Consider the following 7680-nt stretch of genomic DNA (forward strand, 5'->3'; position numbering starts at 1 on the left):
CCTTCAAAACTAGATAACATTAGCTTCATATTATATGGTTAAGTCCTCGATCTATTAGTATTCGTCAGCTCCACATGTCACCATGCTTCCACCTCGAACCTATCAACCTGATCATCTTTCAGGGATCTTACTAGCTTACGCTATGGGAAATCTCATCTTGAGGGGGGCTTCATGCTTAGATGCTTTCAGCACTTATCCCTTCCGCACATAGCTACCCAGCTATGCCCTTGGCAGAACAACTGGTACACCAGCGGTGCGTCCATCCCGGTCCTCTCGTACTAAGGACAGCTCCTCTCAAATTTCCTGCGCCCACGACGGATAGGGACCGAACTGTCTCACGACGTTCTGAACCCAGCTCGCGTACCGCTTTAATGGGCGAACAGCCCAACCCTTGGGACCGACTACAGCCCCAGGATGCGATGAGCCGACATCGAGGTGCCAAACCTCCCCGTCGATGTGGACTCTTGGGGGAGATAAGCCTGTTATCCCCGGGGTAGCTTTTATCCGTTGAGCGATGGCCCTTCCATGCGGAACCACCGGATCACTAAGCCCGACTTTCGTCCCTGCTCGACTTGTAGGTCTCGCAGTCAAGCTCCCTTATGCCTTTGCACTCTACGAATGATTTCCAACCATTCTGAGGGAACCTTTGGGCGCCTCCGTTACACTTTAGGAGGCGACCGCCCCAGTCAAACTGCCCACCTGACACTGTCTCCCGGGTCGATAAGACCCGTAGGTTAGAATTTCAATACAGTCAGGGCGGTATCCCACCAGCGCCTCCACCGAAGCTAGCGCTCCGGTTTCAATGGCTCCCGCCTATCCTGTACAAACTGTACCAAAATTCAATATCAGGCTACAGTAAAGCTCCACGGGGTCTTTCCGTCCTGTCGCGGGTAACCTGCATCTTCACAGGTACTATAATTTCACCGAGTCTCTGGTTGAGACAGTGCCCAAATCGTTACACCTTTCGTGCGGGTCGGAACTTACCCGACAAGGAATTTCGCTACCTTAGGACCGTTATAGTTACGGCCGCCGTTTACTGGGGCTTCAGTTCAGAGCTTCGCTTACGCTAACCCCTCTCCTTAACCTTCCAGCACCGGGCAGGTGTCAGCCCCTATACTTCGCCTTACGGCTTCGCAGAGACCTGTGTTTTTGCTAAACAGTCGCTTGGGCCTATTCACTGCGGCTTTCCGTTAAGAAAGCACCCCTTCTCCCGAAGTTACGGGGTCATTTTGCCGAGTTCCTTAACCAGAGTTCTCTCGCACACCTTAGGATTCTCTCCTCGCCTACCTGTGTCGGTTTGCGGTACAGGCACCTTTTATCTCGCTAGAAGCTTTTCTTGGCAGCGGGGAATCAAAGACTTCGCTCCATAAGGAGCTTCCCCATCACAGCTCAGCCTTCACGATAAGCGGATTTGCCTACTTATCAGCCTAACTGCTTGGACGTGCACAACCAATCGCACGCTTCTTCTATCCTTCTGCGTCCCTCCATTGCTCAAACGATAAAGAGGTGGTACAGGAATATCAACCTGTTGTCCATCGCCTACGCCTGTCGGCCTCGGCTTAGGTCCTGACTAACCCTGAGCGGACGAGCCTTCCTCAGGAAACCTTAGGCATTCGGTGGACGGGATTCTCACCCGTCTTTCGCTACTCATACCGGCATTCTCACTTCTAAGCGCTCCACCAGTCCTTCCGGTCTGACTTCACTGCACTTAGAACGCTCCCCTACCACTGATACCATTGGTATCAATTCGCAGCTTCGGTGGTGTATTTAGCCCCGGTACATTTTCGGCGCAGAGTCACTCGACTAGTGAGCTATTACGCACTCTTTAAATGGTGGCTGCTTCTGAGCCAACATCCTAGTTGTCTAAGCAACTCCACATCCTTTTCCACTTAATACACACTTTGGGACCTTAGCTGGCGATCTGGGCTGTTTCCCTCTTGACTACGGATCTTATCACTCGCAGTCTGACTCCTAAGGATAAGTCATTGGCATTCGGAGTTTGACTGAATTCGGTAATCCGATGAGGACCCCTAGTTCAATCAGTGCTCTACCTCCAAGACTCTTACACTTAAGGCTAGCCCTAAAGCTATTTCGGGGAGAACCAGCTATCTCCAGGTTCGATTGGAATTTCTCCGCTACCCACACCTCATCCCCGCACTTTTCAACGTGCGTGGGTTCGGGCCTCCATTCAGTGTTACCTGAACTTCACCCTGGACATGGGTAGATCACCTGGTTTCGGGTCTACGACCACGTACTAAACGCCCTATTCAGACTCGCTTTCGCTGCGGCTCCGCCTCTTCAGCTTAACCTTGCACGGGATCGTAACTCGCCGGTTCATTCTACAAAAGGCACGCCATCACCCATTAACGGGCTCTGACTATTTGTAGGCACACGGTTTCAGGATCTCTTTCACTCCCCTTCCGGGGTGCTTTTCACCTTTCCCTCACGGTACTGGTTCACTATCGATCACTAGGGAGTATTTAGCCTTGGGAGATGGTCCTCCCAGATTCCGACGGAATTTCACGTGTTCCGCCGTACTCAGGATACATTCAAGAGAGAACGAAGTTTCGACTACGGGGTTGTTACCCTCTGTGACGGACCTTTCCAGGTCGCTTCGTCTACCTCGTTCCTTTGTAACTCCGTATAGAATGTCCTACAACCCCAAGAGGCAAGCCTCTTGGTTTGGGCTAGATTCCGTTTCGCTCGCCGCTACTCAGGAAATCGCATTTGCTTTCTCTTCCTCCAGGTACTTAGATGTTTCAGTTCCCTGGGTCTGTCTTCCATACCCTATGTATTCAGGTAAGGATACCATACCATTACGTATAGTGGGTTTCCCCATTCGGAAATCTTCGGATCAAAGCTTACTTACAGCTCCCCGAAGCATATCGGCGTTAGTCCCGTCCTTCATCGACTCCTAGTGTCAAGGCATCCACCGTGCGCCCTTTCTAACTTAACCAAACTAAAATTAAAAAAATATGAGCTACACTGTTATCTAGTTTTCAAAGAACATACATTTAAACTTGAGAGATAGTTCTCTCAAAACTGAACGAAACAAAACAAGTCAACGTTTATTGATGAACTGCGTTCATCAATTCTCCATAGAAAGGAGGTGATCCAGCCGCACCTTCCGATACGGCTACCTTGTTACGACTTCACCCCAATCATCTGTCCCACCTTAGGCGGCTGGCTCCATAAAGGTTACCCCACCGACTTCGGGTGTTACAAACTCTCGTGGTGTGACGGGCGGTGTGTACAAGGCCCGGGAACGTATTCACCGCGGCATGCTGATCCGCGATTACTAGCGATTCCAGCTTCATGTAGGCGAGTTGCAGCCTACAATCCGAACTGAGAACGGTTTTATGAGATTAGCTCCACCTCGCGGTCTTGCAGCTCTTTGTACCGTCCATTGTAGCACGTGTGTAGCCCAGGTCATAAGGGGCATGATGATTTGACGTCATCCCCACCTTCCTCCGGTTTGTCACCGGCAGTCACCTTAGAGTGCCCAACTTAATGATGGCAACTAAGATCAAGGGTTGCGCTCGTTGCGGGACTTAACCCAACATCTCACGACACGAGCTGACGACAACCATGCACCACCTGTCACTCTGCTCCCGAAGGAGAAGCTCTATCTCTAGAGTTTTCAGAGGATGTCAAGACCTGGTAAGGTTCTTCGCGTTGCTTCGAATTAAACCACATGCTCCACCGCTTGTGCGGGCCCCCGTCAATTCCTTTGAGTTTCAGCCTTGCGGCCGTACTCCCCAGGCGGAGTGCTTAATGCGTTAACTTCAGCACTAAAGGGCGGAAACCCTCTAACACTTAGCACTCATCGTTTACGGCGTGGACTACCAGGGTATCTAATCCTGTTTGCTCCCCACGCTTTCGCGCCTCAGTGTCAGTTACAGACCAGAAAGTCGCCTTCGCCACTGGTGTTCCTCCATATCTCTACGCATTTCACCGCTACACATGGAATTCCACTTTCCTCTTCTGCACTCAAGTCTCCCAGTTTCCAATGACCCTCCACGGTTGAGCCGTGGGCTTTCACATCAGACTTAAGAAACCACCTGCGCGCGCTTTACGCCCAATAATTCCGGATAACGCTTGCCACCTACGTATTACCGCGGCTGCTGGCACGTAGTTAGCCGTGGCTTTCTGGTTAGGTACCGTCAAGGTGCCAGCTTATTCAACTAGCACTTGTTCTTCCCTAACAACAGAGTTTTACGACCCGAAAGCCTTCATCACTCACGCGGCGTTGCTCCGTCAGACTTTCGTCCATTGCGGAAGATTCCCTACTGCTGCCTCCCGTAGGAGTCTGGGCCGTGTCTCAGTCCCAGTGTGGCCGATCACCCTCTCAGGTCGGCTACGCATCGTTGCCTTGGTGAGCCGTTACCTCACCAACTAGCTAATGCGACGCGGGTCCATCCATAAGTGACAGCCGAAGCCGCCTTTCAATTTCGAACTATGCAGTTCAAAATATTATCCGGTATTAGCCCCGGTTTCCCGGAGTTATCCCAGTCTTATGGGTAGGTTACCCACGTGTTACTCACCCGTCCGCCGCTAACTTCATAAGAGCAAGCTCTTAATCCATTCGCTCGACTTGCATGTATTAGGCACGCCGCCAGCGTTCATCCTGAGCCAGGATCAAACTCTCCAATAAAGTTAGTTTGTCTAGCATCTAAAAATAAAAATTGACGTTTACGTTGTTTGTTTCGTTCAGTTTTCAAAGAACTTGTTTGTCGCTCATTTGCGACTCCCTTATGTTAACATTTTCATATTTCAATGTCAACCAAGTTTTTTTATTTCTTTTGTCGCTTTCTGCGTTGTTGCTATCGGCGACTTGTTCTATATTACACCTCTATAGGATAATCGTCAATACCTTTTATTCAATTAATAATAAAAAAATCCCAAAAGGTATTTTCTATATTAATTTCAGTTATCCTATTTCTCTATTTCAATGAAAATAATAAAAAAGGACATCCCATTACATACAAGACGTCCTTTTAATTACACATTATATACATGCACTCTTTAAACTTTTGAACTCCTCCTCTCTATTTAAACTATCGTCCTACTCATTCCTTGAGGCGGGCCTTTTCTGTCGGGAAATGATAAATAAATCAATTAATTTACTTTTATCCGCCCATACCACTCCAAATAAAACTAAGCCGCCGCCTATTACTATTCTCCACGTTAAAGATTCATTTAATAGAACAATTGAAGCAACAATACTTATTAGCGGCAATGCATTTAAATATAATCCACTTACTGATGCTGTAACTCTCTCTAGCGCTTTATTCCAACACCAATATGCTAAAATTGTCGCTCCAATAACAAGATACATTACACTAAGTCCAGTCTTCCAGGTTTCAACCTTTGGGAAACCGTAATAAAAAGTTTCTACCATTGCAAATGGTAATAAAATAACCGATCCAATAATTAAAGTTAATGTTGTAAAAACCTTGTTTGATAGATATTGTTCCTGTTTCGGCTGTTTTAACAATACTGTATAGAAAGCAAACAAGAAGGTGCTTAATAAAATAAGGATATCTCCTATTAAAGATACCTCTTGATCAGCATTATTAGATGAAATTGTAATAAGAAGTACTCCTATAGCCCCCAATATAATCCCGATCCAATAATTCGGCTGAATTTTCTCTTTCAAAAAGAACGCTGAAAAAAGAATTGTAACTAACGGCAATGCAGCATCAATGATACTAACATGTAATCCACTTGTTAAAGAAATTCCGTAGGATGTGAACATAAAATACCCAGCTACACCAGTAAAAGATAGCAAACTCATTCTTTTCCATGGAATATGTTTATGTACGATCGCTTTTTGAAGTTGGCCATATGAAAAAAGCATACAAATTCCACCCGCAAAGAAAAGACGAATAAATAACAAAGTAAATGGTTGAATAGATTCTAATGCCCATTTCGTTGGCGCAATTGCCGCCCCCCATAATATAACAGCCACTAATAACATGCATATTTCTTTCATAATCCCCCACACCCATCAAAAAATATATGTTAACTACCTTAATTATAGATTTTTTCTTAGGTAAAATCCTTTAAAACCACAAAAAGGTTATGCGAAAAATAGCCATCCAGCTCTTTTTCACATAACCTTTTCATATTAAATCAAAAACATCATTGTTCACTCTACAACCAAATTAACATAAAAAGGTAATTCTTACCTTCAATTGATATTTAAACGTATTACTTTATAACCTTCTTATCACTTTAATATCAAAATTTCATTTTATACCGTTTCTATTTCATTCTTTTTTCGTCTTTAGCGTTATTAAACTTATGGATTTTAACATTTGGTAAATAAAAATAAACACAAAAAAACCTAAGTCGAAACGACTTAGGTTTTTGCTTGGCGACGTCCTACTCTCACAGGGACAAGGTCCCAACTACAATCGGCGCTAGAGAGCTTAACTTCCGTGTTCGGTATGGGAACGGGTGTGACCTCTCTGCCATCATCACCAAACTATTGAAGGTATATTCCTTCAAAACTAGATAACATTAGCTTCATATTATATGGTTAAGTCCTCGATCTATTAGTATTCGTCAGCTCCACATGTCACCATGCTTCCACCTCGAACCTATCAACCTGATCATCTTTCAGGGATCTTACTAGCTTACGCTATGGGAAATCTCATCTTGAGGGGGGCTTCATGCTTAGATGCTTTCAGCACTTATCCCTTCCGCACATAGCTACCCAGCTATGCCCTTGGCAGAACAACTGGTACACCAGCGGTGCGTCCATCCCGGTCCTCTCGTACTAAGGACAGCTCCTCTCAAATTTCCTGCGCCCACGACGGATAGGGACCGAACTGTCTCACGACGTTCTGAACCCAGCTCGCGTACCGCTTTAATGGGCGAACAGCCCAACCCTTGGGACCGACTACAGCCCCAGGATGCGATGAGCCGACATCGAGGTGCCAAACCTCCCCGTCGATGTGGACTCTTGGGGGAGATAAGCCTGTTATCCCCGGGGTAGCTTTTATCCGTTGAGCGATGGCCCTTCCATGCGGAACCACCGGATCACTAAGCCCGACTTTCGTCCCTGCTCGACTTGTAGGTCTCGCAGTCAAGCTCCCTTATGCCTTTGCACTCTACGAATGATTTCCAACCATTCTGAGGGAACCTTTGGGCGCCTCCGTTACACTTTAGGAGGCGACCGCCCCAGTCAAACTGCCCACCTGACACTGTCTCCCGGGTCGATAAGACCCGTAGGTTAGAATTTCAATACAGTCAGGGCGGTATCCCACCAGCGCCTCCACCGAAGCTAGCGCTCCGGTTTCAATGGCTCCCGCCTATCCTGTACAAACTGTACCAAAATTCAATATCAGGCTACAGTAAAGCTCCACGGGGTCTTTCCGTCCTGTCGCGGGTAACCTGCATCTTCACAGGTACTATAATTTCACCGAGTCTCTGGTTGAGACAGTGCCCAAATCGTTACACCTTTCGTGCGGGTCGGAACTTACCCGACAAGGAATTTCGCTACCTTAGGACCGTTATAGTTACGGCCGCCGTTTACTGGGGCTTCAGTTCAGAGCTTCGCTTACGCTAACCCCTCTCCTTAACCTTCCAGCACCGGGCAGGTGTCAGCCCCTATACTTCGCCTTACGGCTTCGCAGAGACCTGTGTTTTTGCTAAACAGTCGCTTGGGCCTAT

General features: G+C 47.1%; 1 protein-coding gene and 4 rRNA genes (1 of these 5 cut by a window edge). All 5 read right to left on the reverse strand.

All coding sequences use genetic code 11. From position 1 onward, the window contains the following. Window positions 1-34: 34 nt before the first annotated feature. Window positions 35-2956: ribosomal RNA gene (locus MKX77_RS22460) — 23S ribosomal RNA — on the reverse strand. 146 nt (window positions 2957-3102) lie between these two features. Further along, a 16S ribosomal RNA gene (locus MKX77_RS22465) occupies window positions 3103-4654 on the reverse strand. A gap of 411 nt (window positions 4655-5065) precedes the next feature. Next, entirely contained in the window at window positions 5066-5995 is a 930-nt protein-coding gene (locus MKX77_RS22470) for a DMT family transporter (protein ID WP_341307845.1), read from the reverse strand. 379 nt (window positions 5996-6374) lie between these two features. Then, window positions 6375-6490, reverse strand: a 5S ribosomal RNA gene (gene rrf, locus MKX77_RS22475). A gap of 50 nt (window positions 6491-6540) precedes the next feature. Next, a 23S ribosomal RNA gene (locus tag MKX77_RS22480) occupies window positions 6541-7680 on the reverse strand (it continues 1782 nt past the right edge of the window). Together the 16S, 23S and 5S rRNA genes form the textbook arrangement of a ribosomal RNA operon.

Origin of the sequence: Bacillus sp. FSL R9-9410, assembly GCF_038050385.1 — a bacterium.
Lineage (GTDB): Bacteria > Bacillota > Bacilli > Bacillales > Bacillaceae_G > Bacillus_A > Bacillus_A cereus_U.